Here is a 1240-nt window from a genome sequence, read left to right as displayed (position 1 = left end):
CCTCCCCCCCCGGCCGCGCCCTCAGAATTTCAAGCGCCGCAGGCACCGGGCCTGAGTAATACCCGGTATAAACACAAAATAAAAAATAAATAAATGTCTAGAAGTATCATAGAGAAAGGATTTCAGGCGATTTGAGCCAGCATTGATATTTTTTGATGTTCCCCCACCTCAAAACCCAGCGGAGGGGGAACTCAAAAAAGCAGCCGCGTGTTATGGAAATGGGTTGATTTCTTTCATTGTCCGTTTATGGAAATGGCATTGATTTGATGTTGTCCGTTTATCGAAAAGGGAGGACTTTCGAGATTCCCCGTTTATGGAAACGGTATTATTAAAAGCTAGGTCAAGCAGCCGGTGAAATTTTTCGAGTGGCAGCTTGTCCGCTGTAGAGTTTCTTGTAACTAGAGAAGCTGCGTCGGACAAGTTGACGCCGAAAAATTAGCGCAGCGGTCATCGGTTGCGGGGCGTAGCGGTCACCGATTGTGGCGACGTTTTAAAATTGGTATGTTTGTCCTGGTCTAAATGCGCTTGGGGTCATTTGAACTCGCCACGCTGTTTCTCGTCCGATTTTATCTTCTGTCTTGCTGAAGACAAATATTCCTCTGTGAAAACAACTTTTTCTAGGTTTTGCTCCAGTCAGCTCTTTAATTTTGGAAGTTGGCAGCAGCATGATGTGGTTGGCGGCATACTCTAGCGCTTTGTATTTTGCCAGCGGGTCTTGGTTGGTGGCGAAGTGCCGGGCGATCGTCTCTACTAATTGCAGGGTTTCGTTGAAGTTGTCCAGTTGTCCAGTGGACTTGTCCAGTTGTCCACTAGACTCATACTCTACATCCCTTGGGAATTCCCAGATTTTGGCTCCTGGGTTCTTTTTCATAAACTTGTCCAGTTTGTCCAGTTTGTCCAGTGCTTGACTGGATATTTCTCCGCGGCTGACTGGAACTATTTGTAGTGCCTTCATGCGATCGTACACAGACTGTTTACTTCCGAGGCCGTAGCGAGTTTGCAGTTTTGAGATTTTGTAATTCATTGGCTTGAGGTGATGATTTCTAAGATTTCACTAATTGGTTGTCCGAGCAACAGAGCTTTTCGCACTGCCGGACACTTGCTTCCGGGACAGTATTTGGCGCGCTGCTGTTTTCCCTCCATCCAGCGGTAACTGTAGTAAGGGCCATTTGTGACAAGTTAAGAAAAAGTGCAAATTGTCAAGGGGGTAGACAAAAAAAGGTAAAATAGGATGAAACCT

2 protein-coding genes are annotated in these 1240 nt (G+C 46.1%); both read right to left on the bottom strand.

What is annotated here, in order from left to right:
• Positions 1 to 490: 490 nt before the first annotated feature.
• Entirely contained in the window at positions 491 to 1024 is a 534-nt protein-coding gene (locus tag QUB61_RS39545) for a hypothetical protein (RefSeq protein WP_333136948.1), read from the bottom strand.
• Between the two features lie 30 nt (positions 1025 to 1054).
• Positions 1055 to 1240 (bottom strand): hypothetical protein (locus tag QUB61_RS39540; RefSeq protein ID WP_333136950.1); only part of this gene is annotated, 186 nt, incomplete at its 5' end.

Origin of the sequence: Microcoleus sp. C2D2, from assembly GCF_036702495.1 — a bacterium.
Taxonomy (GTDB): Bacteria; Cyanobacteriota; Cyanobacteriia; order Cyanobacteriales; family Microcoleaceae; genus Microcoleus.
The sequence above is the reverse complement of the archived record's forward strand: the minus strand, read 5'-3'. Positions and strand labels throughout refer to the sequence as shown.

Coding starts and splice junctions, on each gene's coding strand:
- QUB61_RS39545 (WP_333136948.1), bottom strand. CDS start 1,024: ATGAATTACAAAATCTCAAAACTGCAAACTCGCTACGGCCTCGGAAGT.